We start from the raw sequence: 18669 nt of genomic DNA on the forward strand, positions 1-18669 counted from the left end.
CGGTAAGCTTGCGCCACCGGGCCTACGTTCAGACATTCAATACGTACCCATACAGCCGCTTAATCCCGTCCGCATCCTTCTCGCTGTAAACGCCCTGCAACTCCGGCGAGAAGCCCGGCAGCATATTAATGCCCTCTTCCAGCGCCAGGAAATAACGCTGTACCGCCCCGCCCCAGACTTCTCCCGGCACCACGCACAGCACGCCTGGCGGGTACGGCAGCGCACCTTCGGCGGCAATGCGCCCTTCAGCGTCACGAATACGCACCAGCTCCACGTTCCCGCGAATGTACTCCTGGTTGGCATCCTGCGGGTTCATCACTACGGCGGGCAGGCTCTCCCGGCGGAACATCGCCTTCTGTAGATCCTTCACGTTAAAGCTGACGTAGAGATCGTGCATCTCCTGGCACAGTTGACGGATCGTGTAGTCGCGGTAACGCACCGGGTATTTTTGGTAGATGGTCGGCAGCACGTCGGCGAGCGGCGTGTCGTCTTCAATATGCTGCTCAAACTGCCCCAGCATCGCCACCAGCTGCGCCAGCTTCTCGCTGCTTTCGGCAGGCGTCAGCAGGAACAGGATCGAGTTGAGGTCGCACTTCTCCGGCACGATGCCGTTTTCGCGCAGGTAGTGGGCGAGAATGGTCGCCGGAATGCCGAAATCGGTATAGTGACCTGTTTCTGCATCAATGCCCGGCGTGGTCAGCAGCAGCTTGCACGGGTCGACGAAATACTGCTCGCTCGCATAACCCTCAAATCCGTGCCATTTGGCCCCCGGCTCGAAGCTAAAGAAGCGACGCTCGCTCGCGATGACCTGCGTGGGGTGATCCTGCCATGGCCGCCCCGCCACCACCGGCGGGATAAACGGTTTGATCATATGGCAGTTGGCGATGATGGCCTTGCGCGCCTCAATGCCCAGCTCGACGCACTCCGCCCACAGCCTGCGCCCGCTCTCGCCCTCGTGAATTTTGGCGTTCACGTCCAGCGCCGCAAACAGCGGATAAAACGGGCTGGTGGAGGCGTGCAGCATAAACGCGTTGTTCAGCCGCTTGTGCGGACAGAAGCGCGCCTGACCGCGGATGTGGTTATCCTTTTTATGGATCTGCGACGTTTGCGAGAACCCGGCCTGCTGCTTGTGCACCGACTGGGTCACGAAAATGCCCGGATCGTTCTCGTTAAGCTCCAGCAAGAGCGGGGACGTTTCTGCCATCATCGGAATAAACTGCTCGTAGCCCACCCACGCGGAGTCAAAAAGGATGTAGTCACACAGATGGCCGATCTTGTCGATCACCTGGCGGGCGTTGTAGATCGTCCCGTCGTAGGTGCCAAGCTGAATGATCGCCAGGCGGAACGGGCGGGCCTCGTCGGCCTTTTCCGGCGCCGCCTCGCGGATCAGATCCCGCAGATACGCGTCATCAAAGCAGTGCTCGTCGATCCCGCCGATAAAGCCAAACGGATTGCGCGCCGCCTCAAGATACACCGGCGTGGCGCCCGCCTGGATCAGTGCGCCGTGGTGATTAGATTTATGGTTGTTGCGGTCGAACAGCACCAGGTCGCCGCGGGTCAGCAGCGCGTTGGTCACCACCTTGTTGGCCGCCGACGTGCCGTTCAGCACAAAGTAGGTTTTGTCCGCGTTGAATACTTTCGCCGCGAATTTTTGCGCGTGCTTGGCGGAGCCTTCATGGATCAGCAGATCGCCCAGCTTAACGTCGGCGTTGCACATGTCGGCGCGAAACACGTTCTCACCGAAGAAATCATAGAACTGTCGCCCTGCCGGGTGTTTTTTGAAAAAAGCCCCGTGCTGGTGGCCCGGACAGGCGAAGGTGCTGTTACCCATCTCTACATACTGGCTCAGGGTATCGAAAAAAGGCGGCAGCAATTCCTCTTCGTAACGGCAGGCGGCGCTCTCCAGTTCCAGGAACTCCTGAGCTTTACCCGAGATAATCGCCGTGACGCCATCAGGCACCTCTCCTGGCTCTTGCGAGAACATAAACACCGGTAGCTGAAAGCCCGTACGCTTCAGCAACGCGAGAATGCCGCTGTAGCTTTCAACAACGGTAATGACGACTGCCGCCACATCGGTGAAATCGGTGTTATCCAGCGTCACCTTTTCACGGTGCGTAGAAACTTTGGATACCAGCTCATGGCTGACGGCAATTTTCATGGTTTTCATAAGCGCAAATACCCTCACCGAGCGGTGAGACAGGGAGGAGAAAATTCGCGCAATCATGTCACTTTTTATTTTCACGCGCAAGAAGGAATCAGTATGCACGAAACCACCCAAAGCTAAGGCTCGCGCAGCCCTGACGTGCCATAATAATGCAATATCAATGAGTAAATAACAGGAGTTAACTGTGGTTATCGGGCCATTTATTAACGCCGGAGCCGTATTGCTGGGCGGCGTACTGGGCGCAGTGTTGAGTCAGCGGCTGCCGGAGCGTATCCGTTCATCCATGCCCTCTATATTCGGCCTGGCATCCTTAGGCATCGGCATCCTTCTAGTGATCAAATGCGCCAACCTGCCCGTCATGGTGCTGGCTACACTGCTCGGCGCACTGATTGGTGAATTTTGCTATCTGGAAAAAGGCATCAATAGCGCGGTGGGCAAAGCCAAAAACCTGATTGCCCGACCGGGCAAGGCGAAACACGGCACGCACGAGTCGTTTATTCAGAACTACGTCGCCATCATTATTCTGTTTTGCGCAAGCGGCACCGGGATTTTCGGCTCGATGCAGGAAGGGATGACGGGCGACCCAAGCATATTGATTGCAAAAGCGTTTCTCGATTTCTTCACCGCCACCATTTTCGCCACCACGCTCGGCGTTGCCGTTGCGGCGATTAGCGTGCCGATGCTGCTGATTCAACTCGCGCTTGCCACCTGCGCCACCTTGATTCTCCCGCTGACCACGCCAGCGATGATGGCGGACTTCACCGCCGTCGGCGGCCTGCTGCTGCTGGCGACGGGCCTACGTATTTGCGGGATCAAAATGTTTGCCGTGGTGAATATGCTGCCCGCATTACTGCTCGCCATGCCGCTCTCTGCGCTCTGGACGCACTTTTTCGCTTAAGATTGCGGCGAAATGGCGAGAGATTGCGCAGTCTGTAACGAAAACAACATTTTTCGTTGACGGCAACGGGCAGATCGGGTTTAATGCGCCCCGTTGCCCGGATAGCTCAGTCGGTAGAGCAGGGGATTGAAAATCCCCGTGTCCTTGGTTCGATTCCGAGTCCGGGCACCACTTATTTATAACCCTCGCTTCGGCGGGGGTTTTTGCTTTCTGAGTCAGCAACTCGTTGTTTGAACAGTAGTTACCCCCCTTATCTTTCCTCCGACCCCGCTTCCCGGTGGTACAACTGGCGTGTTTACCGCCTTTACCTCCACACAGAAGCAGAAAAACCTGACCTTCACCAATCTATTTGAGCATTACAAATGCACATATCAATTGTACAGAGCCCGACAGAGCGGCATCACGTATCCGTGAGTACACCCCATCGGCTAACTGTTTTATTAGATTAATTGGTGGTAAATCCATCCGGGACATCCTGAAAAGTGACCTGTCGGCGTTCCGTACACTGCTGGAACAGGCCCTGGCTAACCGCAGTAAAGTAGGCCGAGGAACGAAGCTGTAAAAAGCGACTTCTACTTCAGACACCGTAACCACATTGCTACTATATTGTGTGTGCGTTGGCACGCATGGCTGTCAGGGGGGCGTTTATCAGTCTAAGCAGAGGCCGGTAAAGCAATTGAGAGGAACTACAATGGATGCAGCATTACTTAACATGATGCGCTCAGGTGGAAGAAATAAAGCCTGGGCGGAAACGATGGTGAATATGGAAGCCAGGAAACTGGTAAATACAGCCAACACTCTGTCGGCTTTTCATCTCAGCGATAGTTTGACTCGAATGAAGTTTGTTCAGGAAATTCGGGACCTCATAGAAGAACAATTTACGTTAGCTCGTCGGGCTAAATCAGATGAAGAATGCATGGAATGCGTTAAAACTCTCAGAGAAGAAAACAGTAACCTGCTGGAACAAGCGCGTTTATTAAGAACGAAGGCAGCGAAGCTTTACGCTAAAGTCGAGTTTATCCGAGAGAATAACAAAATTGTTGGGTATGTGATTTCGGCTGTTAGTGTTGTCCTGGCCGGTGCTGAAATAGCCGCAGGATTTACCCTCATAGGCACTATGACCCCTCTCGGGGTTCTTGCTGGTGCGATTCTGGTTACTGACGGGGCAAACAGCATCAGTAAAGAAGTGGCTCGCTACGCAACTAACAACACTACCAGTGAAGGGCTGGTAGCGAATGCCGCGATGTCTACAGCTGAGTTTATGGGCTTTAGTCGTGAGAATGGGTTAGGTGTCTACAAATCAATTTCACTGGCCGCTAATGCGTACACCATTTTTGGCTTGTTACGGCGACCTGGTACCTGGCGACTGTTTCGTTATCTCCCTGCTGACTATTACCGCAAGGTGAGCACACTGAGCCGCCCGCAGCTTACAATGAAAATAGCGGGTTATGGCGTGAAAGCTAAGATTATTTTTGATCTGTTGTCCGTCAGCGACCCGTCCCAGAATTAGTCAGCAATTTCCGATAACGCCAGGATTTGTAGCCAAGTTTTGCTGGCGTTATATACCAGATGAAAGGTAGTACAATCAATAACGTGAGTGCTAGTGTCAGGCTTGTATCCTTGGATGCAAGTAAAAGAGTTAAAGCCAGTATGATGAAGGCAATAATAGTTATCCACTTCATAGCCTTAAAACGATTGGCCAGATCATGAGTTACGCTATCAAACGAACCACCGTAATTTTCAATATTGTTTTTTAGCTTTTGAATATCTCGTTTGCTAAAACCTGATTTTAAAAGTGCCTCTTCGCTGGTCATTCTGTTATCCGTCCCATAACTCACTGAAACCTGTGACGAAGTTTAACTTAATTTGGCGGATAAATCGCTACCTGACGATATTCATCAAATTAATATATATCAACGGGTTGAAGATATCTTAGAGTATACGCTCGAAAACTGACATTATTGCCCACTGCGGAACTTCGCTGGTAGCAACTCTAATGACTCCTTCGGGGCCGTTTCCAACATCTCCCGCCCTGCCCGGTAGAAGCAACATGCAGATCACCACAGGAGGCTGAATCATGCATGATGAAATCATTAATCAGGCCCTACAGTGAAGCGCAACGCTGCTGCTGTTATCTATTCCCCTATCCACGACACCCTGACCACTGCGTCAGCAGCGCATGCAGTTTAGCCGGCTCCAGAGGCTTGCGCAGCACCAGATACCCTTCCTGCTCCGCCTCCAGCAGAACAGGCGAATTAAATTCGCCGCTGACCATCGCGCCGCTCATGTCCGGCAGACGTTCAAAAAGCGCTTTCAGGATGTCGAAGCCGCTTTCGCCGGATCGCAGGCGCTGGTCGCACAGCACGGCGAACGGGGTGAAGCCGTCGTCGATGATGGCGAACGCTTCTTCAGCGGAGGCCGCGCAGCGCACGTTGATTCCCCAAACGCTCATCAGGCTCTCCCAGGCTGACGTCACCAGCGGGTCGTCATCGACAACCAGGCAAGAACCGCGAAGCGGCGCATAGCGTACCGGCGCAGAGGCGTTGTTATCGGCGGGCGGGATGTCCGTCGCGTTCTCTTCGCCAGCATATTGAGTGAAGCGCATCCAGAAGCGTGAGCCTTTACCTTCTATGGATTGCATCCCGTACTTCACCTTCATCAGCCTGGCACAGCGGGCAACCACGGCGAGGCCCAGCCCGTGTCCGGCGCTGTCGATCTTCCAGGCCAGTTCGGGGCGGTAGTAAGGGGAGAAGATTTTACCTTTCTCGTCATCAGCGATACCGACACCTGTGTCCCACACTTCCACCAGGCACTCGTCACCGCGCGGTCGGATGGCAACCAGCACACCGCCCTGCTGCGTGTAGCGAAGGGCGTTTTGAATCAGGTTAATCAGCGATTGTCGCACCAGCAGCGGGTCGCCCATCACGTGGATGCGGCGTTTGGGTCGACGGGTGGACAGCCTAAGTGCACGGCTGTTGGCCTCTTCGCGAAACAGCGTGATCACCGAGTCGAGCAGAGCGCCGATGTCCACTTTGGTAGGGGCAGTGAGCACTTTTCCGGATTCAATCTTGCTGAGGTCGAGCAGAGAATTGAACATCAAATGCACCGAGCGAACGCTCTGCTGCAGGTCAAGCAGCTGGGGCGTCAGGCTGTCGTCCCGGTTTCGGTGGATAATCGCTTCGATCAGAAAGCCCATGGCGTGTACCGGCTGACGCAGGTCGTGGCTGGCTGTCGTCAGGAACTGATTTTTATCCAGCAGCGCCTGCTCCGCTTCCTCTTTGGCCTGGCGAAACTGTTCTGCCAGGCGTGAGCTTTTTTCCTCAAGCAGCGCTTGCTGAATAAAGTACGCGTGCGACGTTAACGCATGGCGGTAAATGGCGAAGCCGTACAGCAGGTTCAGCATCAGCACAATGAATATCAGCTCGTCCAGCCGCCAGATGATGCCGATATTCAATACTCCCCAGGAGGCGAAGAAAAAGCACGTAAAAGTGCTGATGACCGGCGTCAGATGCGTTGCATTGGCGGCGACGATGGCGGCAATACTGATATTAAGGAGCAGGAAAAAGTCAAAGTTCTGCGTCTGCGGAGTAATTAAATAGAGAGATGAAATCCCCAGCCCGTGAATAAAAGCGATCTTATTTATGCGCGGAAGCCAGCGGCGCAGGACGTCCTCTTCATCATGCTTTTTCACTTCGCGCTGGTAGCGTCGGTGCAATATGCGGATTGCCACGGCACATAGCAGGTAAATAATTATCCAGATAATGGTTGGGCCAAGTTCATCGCCCAGCAAATAGATCCAGATGGCAAAAGGAATACCGACAAATGGCACCGCGCTAAAGCTGAACACCAGCCGCAAAAAAGTGTTGTTTAGCAAACGGATCTGCGCGGGAGATGAGATACCATCTTTCTGTAAACTCTGGAAAAACCTCATTCTGATGATTCCCGCTTGCCATGCAGAAGCGTGATGGCTTCGACCCGGCTGTTAACGCCTATCTTTTTCAATATATTGCTGATGTGTTCTTTGACCGTGGGCTCAGAAATTGAAAGCTGCGCGGCGATTCGTTTATTTGGCAGGCCGCGCATAATCATATTTAAAACGTCTATTTGTCGCGGCGTTAAGTTAAATTTACTTAACTTCTCATTATTCGATTCAACGGGAAAATCGTTTCTCTCAGGAAACCAGGTCAGATTATCAAGGAGTGCACAAACGGCCCGTGAGAACATTTCAGGCGGTTCGCTTTTCAATACAAATCCGTGTCCCCCGGCGGCGTGAACTTTCTGCCAGATGTCATTATTGTCGTCCCCGCTGACCACCAGGAACCGTACCTGTGGGTAATGTTGTTTTACTTCTTTGAGTAATTTCAGTGCCGTTCCGGACGAAAGCCAAAAATCGATTACCAGCAAACGCGGCGGGCCATTATCCCTAATTTGACGGTAGCAATCTTCCTCATTCGTCACCACGCTCGCCTGCTTAAACTGGCAATGTGAAATCAGAAAATTAGCGATGCCGCTTGCTACCAATGGATGGTCATCAACGACCAACGCATAATTCTGCCCCAAAGGATCCTCCTTTTACCTTCGCATATCTGAGTGTACAGATGAATTATTATCTACCCACCCTACTTTAGGAGGGTTTTTTCGATTAGGAAAGGGAAATATATTATTCGCTGATTTGGGTAATTGAAAACATAAATACAATCAGTGAAATTAACTGATTGGATATCAAGGATAATTTATGAAAAAACCACTCATCTTTTTAAGCGTTACGTTGATGCTCGCCGGTTGTTCCACGCTAAAAACCGATCAGGCTATTCCACTCCTGCAGGCGGAGACCGCTAAAATGCTGGGGCTGGGCTCATCGGATGAAATAACCGTGACCAATGTTAATGGCGCCCAGCCGGACGCACTGGGAGGGCAAAAACTGTCTTATCGCGCTACGACGGAAAAAGGGCGTATTTTCGATTGCTCATCAATGATGATGCCGGGGATTTTAGGATCCGCCCCGACGCTCAGCGCACCTACCTGTACCCCTGTTGTCACGCATAAATAATTAACGGCAAATGAAAAGGCGTACATAAATAACGCCTTTTATATTTTCTGACGTATCTGAGTTTTCATAAAAACGATTTTCCAGACATCACGCTAATGAGTACGGAGATAGCCCGTGAATAACTCTACATCGCATGCTTTAGCGGTTAAGACGCCGCTTTCCAGACTTTACCTCGCTCTATTTTCCGCGCCACTGTTACTGCTTTCACCTGCCGATTTCGCGCGTGCAGCCGATGCCATTTTTGATGGCGAGGCGCGTATAACCGAAACGCTGGGTTACACCGGAGATGTTTACGTTGGACGTAATCAACCCGGAAACCTGCTGATTGATAATGGCAAAATCACCGCCTATAACATCAACATCGGTCGGCTGTTCGACGGCCAAATTTATGAAAGCGTGGTCACGGTCCGTGGGCCAAACGCTGAACTTAACGCAGTCAACGATCAGTACGTCCTGCGCGGCGACCTGAATCTTGGCCTCGGCACCCTGCGAATCGAAGAAGGCGCGCTGGCCAGCGCAAAAGAAATCGTTGTCGGCACCACCCGCGGCTACGACAGTCACCTTATCGCCACTGGCGCCGGCTCTCGCGTGACCAGTAATTTTCTCAGCGTAGGTACCGATCTGGGGGCACGCTCCACGCTGGCGATTGAAGACGGCGCGACGCTCAGCACCGCCTATGATGCGCGCATCGGCAATGGTACCGGGCCGGGTGAAACCGACACGCTAAGCCCGAAAGCCACCGTCACGGGGAGCGGCTCACAGTGGAACGTTGGCCGTACGTTGACGCTTTATGGCGACCTGGACGTGTTGAACGGCGGTGCGGTTAACGTTGGCGGCGTGCAGGTGGCGGGCATATCCGGGGCAGGTAAAACCGCCGAGCTGGTTATTGCGGGCAAAGACTCGCGCTTTACCAGCGGCAGCAGCGTGAGCGTGGGCGATTATGGCAATGGCGTGCTGTCGGTGATTGACGGCGGTTCATTTTCCGCTGGCAGCAATACGCTGATCGTGGGGACCTCGGGTTCCGGCTCGAACCGGGGTGCGCTCATTATCGGCAGCCGCGGCAATATGGACACCGGCACGGGTTTAACTGAGCCAACGCTTGGCACAGCGGGCGGCGCGGGGACTCTCGATGCGAATACGGCAATCAGCCTGCGCGGCGGGCTGTTCGGCAGCTATGTCTACTTCAACCATACCGATGAAAATTACGTCTTCAGCAACAAGATGAGCGGCGAAGGTGAGGTGATCAATACTTCCGGGCAGACAACGCTGAATGGCGATCTTTCAGCCCTTCAGGCGAACGTGACCGCGCGCGGTGGCAAAGTCATTATCGCCAGCAACATCAACACCCAGCCAGAAGACGATATTTTTGATATTCAGACTCTTAGCGCCGAGAACGGCGGGACGCTGATCCTCAACGCGACGGCGGGATCCGACGTTAGCGACGGGCTGGGCTACAGCAGCGCCGCCTCAATCAAGGCCGGCGGAACGCTGGGAGGGAACGGCACGCTGGGCCAGACCGAGATCCTTTCCGGCGGGCATATCTCGCCCGGGGATGGCGATATCGGCACGCTGACGCTGAAACGTTATCTGAATTTTGTGGGTGACTCTTTCTATGATGTCGATATCGCCGGTGATGGCCGCAACGACCAGCTGCTGGTCGCAGGCAAAACGACCATCAGCGATCGGGCTCAGGTACAGGTCACTGCGCTGGATCCGCAAACCAGCTACAAAACGGGCCAAAGCTACCGCATTTTAACCTCCGACGGGGGAATTGACGGTCAGTTCGCGGGGGCGGTGTCTAAATCCGCCTTCCTGGACGTGGCGCTCAACCAGAGCACCAACGCCGTCGATCTGACTATCGCGCAGAAAGAGACCGGCGGCGAGAATCCGGGAGGTGAAAACCCGGGAGGCGAAAATCCAGGAGGTGAAAATCCAGGAGGAGGAAACCCAGGCGGTGAGAACCCGGGCGGAGAAAACCCTGGCAGTGAGAATCCGGGCAGCGGCAAGCCGGGGATTTTCCAGACCGTCGCCAAAAGCAGCAACCAGTGGAATACCGCCGGCGCGCTCTCCACCCTGACGCAAAGCGGCCCGTCGCTGGCGCTGTATAACTCGCTGCTGGTACTCAGCGCGCCGGAAGCGCGCGAGGCGTTCAACCAGCTGTCCGGTGAAGTTTATCCGTCAATGCAGTCCAACCTGATCGCCGGCAGCACGCAGGTGTTTAACGTCTTAAACCAGCGTATGCAGCGCGCGTTTGATAACGACAGCCTGCCGATACCACCGTTAGCGATGTCGCTGGTGCAGCAGCCGGAGCCGCAAAACAATGGCGTCTGGGGCCAGACCTTCAGCTCCTGGAGCCGAAACGACGGCGACGGTAACGTGGGCAAGCTGGACGGCAACACCACCGGCTTCCTGCTGGGGGCAGATCGCAAGCTGGCGGATCATAACGTGCGTGTCGGTGGCTACTTCGGCTACAGCCGCGGTGATTACGACGTCGACAGCCGTCGTTCCTCAACGGATACCGATAACTACCACCTTGGCCTGTATGCGGCGGGTCAACAGGATGCGTTCTCCCTTCGCGGCGCGCTGGGTTACACCTGGCACAAGATCGAAGGCGAGCGCAGCGTTGATTTCAGCGGCTTCTCGGATCGGCTGAAGTCGGATTACGACGCCAACTCGCTGCTGGCATTCACCGAAGCGGGCTACCGCTTCGGCCAGCCTGATATGAATATCGAGCCGTTCGTCAATTTATCGTACATTCGACTGCATACCGACAGCTTCAGGGAAGACGGCGGTGCCGCCGCGCTGAGCGTGCGTAACGAAACGATGAATACCTTTTACTCCACCCTCGGGGTGCGCGGTGTGACCGAGCTGCCAAAGAACGTGAACCTCTACGGTTCGTTGGGCTGGCAGCACGCCTATGGCGATAAGAATACCTCTTCGCGCATGGCGTTTGCGGGCAGCGACGCGTTCATTACTCAGGGGCAGGCCGTGGATGAGGACGTGATGGTGGGTGATATCGGCGTGAGCGTACAGCTGTCGCGTGCTGCGACGCTGGATGTGGGTTATCAGGGGCAATATGGTGCGGATACCCGCGTCAACTCGGTTAACGCTAATCTGCGCTGGTCGTTCTGAATTATTTCCAGTAAAAGAACCCGCCCCTGTGGCGGGTTTTTGCTTTTGGGCTCTCAGGAATTCAGGGATCGTTCCCAACCGCATCCAGCAGTTTGTTTTTAAAGATAAACAAACACGCCTCGTTGAAGTTCTCCGCCCCCAGGCGTTCCGACAGCGCCGTCCGTTTGCGATAGAGGCTCTTCACCGACGTGTTCAGTTCATCGGCAATCGCTTCCATCGACATCCCTGCCCTCAACAACCGCAGCATGATCGCTTCGTGCGTGCCAAGCCGTAAGTTAAGCAGCCATTTGGTGGTCAGACGCCTGCCCTTCATATTGAGCACCAGGTTAAATAACGATGCCATATCCGGCGCCGTAAGCGACGTGTTCATAAACAACTTCATACTGAGTAGATTCTCCTCGCGATGTCGCATATCCAGCATAACGCAGCAGATCGTTTTTTTTGTTCTGGCCGGATGGCGTATCAGGTAATCATATAAACGGAGCGGAGAACGGCTATCAATCAACACAGAATATTCATCTGCACCGTTATCAAATATGTTTCTGTCAATCGAGTCGAGCAGGATAATATCCGGGAAAAATAGCCTCATCCCCCTGACAAGATAGCGATCCTGGGTCACTAACACTATTGAAGTTGCCACTAACCATCCCTTTTAGATTAAAGCAAGAACGCACCTTCAGAAAGAAGGCCGCCTTCGTTTTATAGCGCTGTAATATTAACGACAATATGTATTCTGGCGTTGAACATCCCTCAATACAGACATTGATGAGTAAGACTTCCTGTAGACTTTCATTCAATGGCTGGCGTTAATTATAAATAAAAAACAATCGCAGAAAAGTCACTTCGCTGAACATTAAGACTTTTTGTCATGAAACTTCCCAAACATGCACCAGAAAGTACTTTAATTGCTACAATAAAACCTCGCCGGGAATATAAGCAAACTCAAAAAGACATAAATAAAACACATTAATATCAAAGAGTTACAAATACATATTCAATTCAAAATAATCACAAAAGACATCTCATTCCAGAATTATCCCAAAACTACCCCTCTGCATTTCACCATATTTATCCGGCAACATATCAGGTGTACATTACCTTCCACCCAGTTCCCAAAGCGGAGGTTCCATAATTACCTTAAAGTAAGTACCCCATAACGTTACTGCATTCAGATTTAATGTTCTCATTTATGGCCTTTAACGCAGAGTTAAAAGGCGGCCGTGTTATGCAATGGATTCATGATAAACAAATGGCAAATAGATATGGAAAGATCGCTTCGCTTCAATACGTTATTCTTTTATCGCGCCCCAGGATTATTGTTTCTGCTATTTCTGTTTCCTGTTCTCGTTCAGGCAACGGAATCCGTTTATGAGCAACAGATTCAACAGGCACGTAACGGTAATTACACGCCGTTTCTCAATTATCTTCAGCGGTATCAGCAACAGCATGCTCTGACGCCCGAGCAAGTGGCGGACTGGTTACAGGTGGCTGCATGGGCAGGTCGTCATGACGAGGTGATTCAGCTCTGGCAGCGCTATGGCATTTATATGCCGCTGCCCGCTCGCGGCGTTGCGGCTGTCGCGCAGGCCAGAAGAGATCAAAAAGCGTGGCAGCCTGCCTTATCACTGTGGAAAGAGGCGCTTAGCCTTGCGCCACATAATGACGATTATCGTATCGGCTATATCAAAACCCTGGCCGATGCCCGCATGGATACGCTCGCTCTGCAGGAAGCCCGCCAGCTGGTGACGGAAGATCCCTCTCCGGCGCATCTTCAGACGCTCTCGTACGTCTGGTTACGCCAGGGAAAAAGCTGGGATCGGCTTTTAGCGGACACGCGCGCGCTGACCCTCGCGCCGGAGAATAACGCGCTCCTTAGCGAGTTAATTGACGCGCTAACGGATAACCGGGTGAGTACTCCCGCGCTGATGCTGTCACAAAGGGTAACGCTGACCCCCGCGCAGCGCCGCCGTCTGGAGCTTAATGCCGCCGCAGAATGGGTTCGCCTTGCCGACGTGCCTGGCAGAACGGAAAAGGAGCGCCTGCAGCTGGCGCAAACGGCACTGAATCGTTACGACGCCCTGCTCTCACGCTGGCAACACGAACCGCAGGCAGCGGAAGACATCATCCTCGCCCGTATCGACAGGCTGGGTGCGCTGTACGCGCATGGCGATTACCCGCAGGTCATCCGTGAATATCAGGCGCTGACGGAGGCGCAGCATTCGGTGCCGGGCTGGGCCATCGGCTGGGCGATCTCCGCGTATCTGCAGGAGAAAAACGCCACTGCCGCCTTCTCGCTGCTGCAACGCTATCCGCAATACGCCGCCGATCCGCAGGACGAGGAGCATGCGCTTTTCTACGCCTGGCTGGACACGGGGCAGTATCAGGCCGCTCGACAGTACGTAGAGCGCCAGACCCGCAGCGTTCCGTGGATCCGCTACGATTTCGGCTCGCCCACTCCGCAGCCCAACGATCGGTGGCTTACCGGGCAGTCGCTCAAATTTAACTATTTGCTCTCAACCAACGCCCTGCCGGACGCGGATAAGCTGGCGCACCGTCTGGCCACAACGGCGCCGGGCAATCAGGGGCTGCAGATTGACTATGCCACCCTGCTTCAGGCGCGGGGCCAGCCGCGCGCGGCCGAGCAAACGTTAAAAAGGACGGAGGCGCTGGAGCCATCTAATCTGGAGCTGGAACAGCAGCAGGCTTACGTCGCCATGGATCTGCAGGAGTGGCGCCAGATGGATTTACTGGCCGACGACGTGCTTGCCCGCGCGCCCGTTGCTCGCAGCGCAAGGCGTCTGGACAGGCTCAGAACGGTGCATCACATGTCCGAGCTGCGCCTTAACGCGAGCAAGGGCTTGCACTCCGATAACCCCATCAGCGGAACGCACGACCTGAACGGGGATGCCACGCTCTATGGTCCACCGGTAGCGGATAGCTGGCGGCTGTTTGCGGGTACCCGCTATGCGCAGGGTAATTTCGATGAAGGCAAAGGCACCAGCCGTCACCTCCTGGGCGGCATCGAGTGGCGTCCTCGCGACCTTCAGCTCGAAGCCGAGGTATCCAGCAACCGCTATCACGGTGAAAACAAGCCAGGTGCTCGCCTCTCAACCACGTACTTTCTCAATGATAACTGGCAGGTCAGCGGCAGCCTTGAACGCTTATCCCGCACCGCGCCGCTACGGGCATTACGCAACGGGATTAGTGCCAACCGGGGTGAAGGCGGGATCCGCTGGTATCAAAACGAGCGCCGTGAGTACCAGTTCAGCGCCGCCGTCAGCCGCTTCTCAGACCATAATCGCCGACAGGAATACACCCTTACGGGTAAGGAGCGTCTCTGGCAGACCCCGACCCTGACGCTGGATCTTGAACCGGGGATCGCCGCCAGTAAAAACAGCCTGCGGGACACGCTCTATTACAACCCGGCGCGGGATCTGTCCGTGACGGCCGCCCTGTCCGTGGACCATGAGATGTACCGCCATTACGACACCCTCTGGAGCCAGCAGTTGGTGGCGGGAGGCGGCAGCTACTGGCAGAAAAACCAGCCCGTTGGCGCCATCGCCCTGCTGGGCTACGGGCAACGCGTCCAGTGGAATAACGTCATTGATACCGGCGTGATGCTGAACTGGGATAAACGCCCTTACGACGGCAAACGCGAGAGCAACCTCTCCGTCACGCTTGATGCGACTTTACGCTTTTAAGGATGAATATGCTGAACACACGTTTTTCCGTGAGCCTGATCCTCATCGGCTGGCTCTGCCTCAGCGCGAGCGTCTGGGCGCAGGCGATCTCGTTCATTGCGCCCGGCGAGCGGCCGCAGCCGGAGGCGAGCAAACCCTGGCCGCAGAACCAGTTCCTGGTGCTGGCCTACCACGACGTCGAAGACGATGCCGCCGATCAGCGCTACCTCTCCGTGCGCACCAGCGCGCTAAACGAGCAGATTAGCTGGCTTCTGCACAACGGCTATCACGCCATCAGCGTGCAGGACATTCTGGACGCACATGACGGCAAAAAATCGCTGCCGCCGAAAGCCGTTCTGCTTAGCTTTGACGACGGCTACAGTAGCTTCTACACCCGCGTCTGGCCGCTGCTTAAGGCCTGGAACGTGCCTGCGCTCTGGGCGCCGGTGGGCAGCTGGGTGGATACGCCAGCAAACCAGAAGGTGAACTTTGGCGGCCTGATGACGCCCCGGGATCGCTTCGCGACCTGGGACATGGTGCGCGAGCTCAGCCAGTCTCCGCTGGTTGAGATCGGATCGCATACCTGGGCCTCGCATTACGGCATCGTCGCCAACCCGCAGGGCAGCCGCGAACCGGCCATCGCCAACCGCTTTTATGATAAAGCGACGGGGCGCTATGAAACTGACCAGCAGTTCAGCCAGCGGATCGGCGATGACGTCCGCAAGGTGACGGAGAAAATCGCGCAGGTGACGGGCAAAGCGCCGCGCGCCTGGGTCTGGCCTTACGGTGCCGCCAGCGGTACGTCGCTCGCCATCGCCAGGCAGCAGGGCTACCGGCTCGCCTTTACTCTGGAGGACGGGCTGGGTGACGTGCGCAATCTCGGTAGCATTCCCCGTTTGCTGATCGCCGGCAACCCCTCGCTCAAAGCGTTTGCCAGTTCGGTCAGCCGGGTTCAGGAGCACGATCCCGTGCGCGTGATGCACGTCGATCTCGACTACGTTTACGATCCCGATCCGGCTCAGCAGACCCAAAACATCAACAGGCTGATCCAGCGGGTCTACGACATGAAAATCAGCCACGTCTTCCTGCAGGCGTTTGCCGACCCGCAGGGCGACGGCAGGATCAGGGCGCTCTATTTCCCCAACCGCCGGCTTCCGGTCCGGGCCGATCTCTTTAACTTCGTATCCTGGCAGCTGCAAACCCGCGCGGGGGTGAAGGTCTACGCGTGGATGCCGGTGCTCTCGTTCGATCTCGATCCTGCCCTGCCGCGCGTGCAGCGCCGGGACGATCGAACCGGCCAGCTGCGCGAGGCCAATGAGCCCTACATCAGGCTTTCACCGTGGGACCCGCAGGTTCGCCTGCAGGTGACGGAAATCTATGAAGATCTGGCCCGCCATGCCAGCTTCAACGGGATCCTGTTCCATGACGATGCGGTACTGACGGACGTTGACGCTGCCGGGCAGGACACGACGCGCCAGAAAAGCCGGAGGCTTATCGGATTTACCCGCGCTCTGAGCCAGGCGGTGAAGCACATCCGCGGCCCGCAGATAAAAACCGCGCGCAATATGTTCGTCCTTCCCATTCTGCAGCCCGAAAGCGAAGCGTGGTTTGCGCAGAATCTCGATGATTTTCTGGCGGCCTATGACTGGACGGTCCCCATGGCAATGCCGCTGATGGAGTCCGTTCCGGCGAACGAGAGCAATGCCTGGCTGACGCGTTTGATCAAGGCCGTCGCCGCGCGGCCCGGCGCGCTGGATAAAACCATTTTCGAGCTGCAGGCCAGAGACTGGGAGCAGAAGCCGCAGCGCGCCGTCTCCGACAGTCAGCTTGCGGCGTGGATGCGCGTCCTCCAGCTGAACGGCATCAAAAACTACGGCTACTACCCTGACGATTTCATCAATAACCAGCCTGATATCTCGCGCATCAGGCCCGTCTTTTCTTCCTACTGGTACCCTGACAATGACTGATCGCATAATCGCCTTTTCAATTTTGTGTCTGGTATTCGGGCTGCCGTTAGGGGTGGCCGCCCTCTTTACCGGCGAGCTGATTCTGGATTTTGTCTTCTTCTGGCCGCTGTTTATGTCCGTGCTCTGGGTCACCGGCGGCCTCTATTTCTGGTTTCAGCTTGAACGCCGCTGGTCGTGGGATAAAGACACGCCCGCCCCGACGCTCGCCGGCGAGCCGCTCATCTCAATTCTAATCCCCTGCTTCAATGAGGAAAGAAATGCCAGAGAGACCATCAGCGCCGCGCTGGCTCAGCGGTACGAGAATATTGAAGTGATCGCCATCAACGACGGCTCGTCTGATAACACCGCGCAGGTGCTGCAGCAGCTGGCGCTGGAGCAGCCGCGCCTGCGGGTGATTAACCTCGCGGAGAACCAGGGAAAAGCGGTGGCGCTCAAAGCCGGGGCGGCGGCGGCCCGTGGCGATCTGCTGGTCTGCATTGACGGCGACGCCCTGCTCGACCGCGACACCGCGGCCTATCTGGTCGCGCCGCTGATTCAGTATCCCCACGTCGGGGCGGTTACCGGGAACCCGCGCATTCGCACGCGCTCCACGCTGATTGGCCGCATTCAGGTTGGCGAGTTTTCGTCCATCATTGGGCTCATCAAGCGGACGCAGCGGATCTATGGCCGGGTCTTTACCATCTCCGGCGTCATCGCCGCCTTTCGCCGACAGGCGCTGGCGGACGTCGGGTACTGGAGCCCGGACATGATCACCGAAGACATCGACATCAGCTGGAAGCTCCAGCTGCGCCACTGGGATATCTTTTTCGAGCCGCGGGCGCTGTGCTGGATCCTGATGCCTGAGACGCTGAAGGGCCTGTGGAAGCAGCGTCTGCGCTGGGCACAGGGCGGCGCGGAGGTATTTCTGGTGAACCTGCGCAAGATGGTGCGCTGGGAGCATCACCGCATGTGGCCCCTGTTTCTGGAGTACGCGCTGTCAACGCTGTGGGCCTTCGCGTATGCGATAACGGTGCTGCTGTACATCATCAGCCACGTCGCGCCCATTCCCGCCAGGCTGACCGTTGAAACCCTGTTTCCCCCGGCGTTTACCGGGCTGCTGCTGGGCGTGATGTGCCTGCTGCAGTTCCTGGTCAGCTTGTACATCGAGCGGCGCTATGAGCGCAAGGTGGCCAGCTCGCTTTTCTGGGTGATTTGGTTCCCAATGGTCTACTGGATGATTGGTCTGTTCACCACCCTCGTCGCATTTCCAAAAGTCATGCTTAAACGTCAGCGCGCCCGCGCGCGCTGGATCAGTCCGGACCGGGGAAAAGGAAGCCTTCAATGAACGAAAATACCTTAATTTTGACTGAACATCGGTTGCTGCCACGACTTTTTGATGCCGCGTTAACCGTGGTGGCGTGGGGCGGGTTTCTGTTCTTCCTGTATGCCAGGCTGTGGATGCAGTTAACCGAGGAGAGCGACCACCGGTGGAGCGTGATTATTGCCTCCTTTAATACGGTGTTGATCTATTTGCTGTTCGCCGCGCTCAACGGCTGGCTGCTGATTTTGTGGTATCAGTACAACCGCCGCCGCGCGAACGTAAGACGACGTCAGCCGGGCTTGTTGCATCATGACGAACTTGCCCGCAGCTTTAACGTCTCACCGCAGCTCATCTCGGAGATGAGCCAGCACAACCTGCTGACGGTTTATCATGACCAGATTGGACGCATCATCGAATTGAAAACCAGCGCGCAGCAGGACGAGGAAGCGCAGTAACAAAAAGCCCCCACAGAGAATAC

13 protein-coding genes and 1 tRNA gene are annotated in these 18669 nt (G+C 55.5%); 9 read left to right on the plus strand and 5 right to left on the minus strand.

What is annotated here, in order from left to right; translation table 11 throughout:
* Positions 1–28 precede the first annotated feature (28 nt).
* Positions 29–2167 (minus strand): ornithine decarboxylase, encoded by a 2139-nt coding sequence (locus tag IM265_RS00555; protein WP_193031868.1) that lies wholly within the window; start codon positions 2165–2167, stop codon positions 29–31.
* 181 nt (positions 2168–2348) lie between these two features.
* Here IM265_RS00555 and IM265_RS00560 point away from each other — a divergent pair, with 181 nt between their 5' ends.
* The 3 genes from IM265_RS00560 to IM265_RS00570 all read left to right on the plus strand — a co-directional run bounded on the left by IM265_RS00560 (position 2349) and on the right by IM265_RS00570 (position 4572).
* Positions 2349–3062 carry a DUF554 domain-containing protein gene (locus IM265_RS00560; protein WP_182034360.1) on the plus strand — a complete coding sequence of 238 codons (714 nt, stop codon included), beginning with the start codon at positions 2349–2351 and terminating at the stop codon, positions 3060–3062.
* A 95-nt stretch (positions 3063–3157) separates the two neighbouring features.
* A tRNA-Phe gene (locus IM265_RS00565) sits at positions 3158–3233 on the plus strand.
* A gap of 520 nt (positions 3234–3753) precedes the next feature.
* Entirely contained in the window at positions 3754–4572 is an 819-nt protein-coding gene (locus IM265_RS00570) for a DUF4225 domain-containing protein (RefSeq protein WP_155026355.1), read from the plus strand.
* Here IM265_RS00570 and IM265_RS00575 read toward each other — a convergent pair.
* From IM265_RS00575 to IM265_RS00585, 3 genes are all read right to left on the minus strand, one after another.
* Positions 4550–4876, minus strand: coding sequence for a hypothetical protein (locus tag IM265_RS00575; RefSeq protein ID WP_193031866.1), 327 nt, complete (start codon positions 4874–4876; stop codon positions 4550–4552). The genes IM265_RS00570 and IM265_RS00575 overlap by 23 nt on opposite strands.
* A 329-nt stretch (positions 4877–5205) precedes the next feature.
* Positions 5206–6993 (minus strand): hybrid sensor histidine kinase/response regulator, encoded by a 1788-nt coding sequence (locus IM265_RS00580; protein WP_193031864.1) that lies wholly within the window; start codon positions 6991–6993, stop codon positions 5206–5208.
* Complete coding sequence (locus IM265_RS00585; protein WP_028014393.1) at positions 6990–7622, minus strand: response regulator transcription factor; 633 nt, start codon at positions 7620–7622, stop codon at positions 6990–6992. Before IM265_RS00585 ends, IM265_RS00580 begins: the two co-directional genes overlap by 4 nt.
* A gap of 175 nt (positions 7623–7797) precedes the next feature.
* On the opposite strand from IM265_RS00585, the gene IM265_RS00590 reads away from it, so the two are divergent.
* Both IM265_RS00590 and IM265_RS00595 read left to right on the plus strand, forming a co-directional pair.
* Entirely contained in the window at positions 7798–8112 is a 315-nt protein-coding gene (locus IM265_RS00590; protein ID WP_028014394.1) for a lipoprotein, read from the plus strand.
* Positions 8113–8226: 114 nt separating this feature from the next.
* The gene (locus IM265_RS00595; protein ID WP_193031862.1) at positions 8227–11244 is read left to right on the plus strand and encodes an autotransporter outer membrane beta-barrel domain-containing protein; all 3018 of its coding nucleotides are present in this window, start codon (positions 8227–8229) and stop codon (positions 11242–11244) included.
* A gap of 61 nt (positions 11245–11305) precedes the next feature.
* Here IM265_RS00595 and IM265_RS00600 read toward each other — a convergent pair whose 3' ends face one another.
* The gene (locus tag IM265_RS00600) at positions 11306–11833 is read right to left on the minus strand and encodes a helix-turn-helix domain-containing protein (protein WP_045260784.1); all 528 of its coding nucleotides are present in this window, start codon (positions 11831–11833) and stop codon (positions 11306–11308) included.
* A gap of 673 nt (positions 11834–12506) precedes the next feature.
* Between IM265_RS00600 and pgaA the strand changes: the two genes are divergently transcribed.
* Genes pgaA through pgaD form a run of 4 tightly spaced genes read left to right on the plus strand, consistent with a single transcriptional unit; the run spans position 12507 to position 18646 of the window.
* Positions 12507–14945 (plus strand): poly-beta-1,6 N-acetyl-D-glucosamine export porin PgaA, encoded by a 2439-nt coding sequence (pgaA, locus tag IM265_RS00605; RefSeq protein ID WP_193031860.1) that lies wholly within the window; start codon positions 12507–12509, stop codon positions 14943–14945.
* Between the two features lie 8 nt (positions 14946–14953).
* The gene (pgaB, locus tag IM265_RS00610; RefSeq protein ID WP_193031858.1) at positions 14954–16891 is read left to right on the plus strand and encodes a poly-beta-1,6-N-acetyl-D-glucosamine N-deacetylase PgaB; all 1938 of its coding nucleotides are present in this window, start codon (positions 14954–14956) and stop codon (positions 16889–16891) included.
* Complete coding sequence (gene pgaC / locus IM265_RS00615) at positions 16884–18215, plus strand: poly-beta-1,6-N-acetyl-D-glucosamine synthase (RefSeq protein WP_193031856.1); 1332 nt, start codon at positions 16884–16886, stop codon at positions 18213–18215. The genes pgaB and pgaC overlap by 8 nt, the downstream gene beginning before the upstream one ends.
* Positions 18212–18646, plus strand: coding sequence for a poly-beta-1,6-N-acetyl-D-glucosamine biosynthesis protein PgaD (gene pgaD / locus IM265_RS00620; protein ID WP_045260787.1), 435 nt, complete (start codon positions 18212–18214; stop codon positions 18644–18646). Before pgaC ends, pgaD begins: the two co-directional genes overlap by 4 nt.
* Positions 18647–18669: the final 23 nt, after the last annotated feature.

The sequence above is a fragment of the Enterobacter cloacae complex sp. P17RS genome, from assembly GCF_014895885.1.
GTDB lineage: Bacteria > Pseudomonadota > Gammaproteobacteria > Enterobacterales > Enterobacteriaceae > Enterobacter > Enterobacter bugandensis.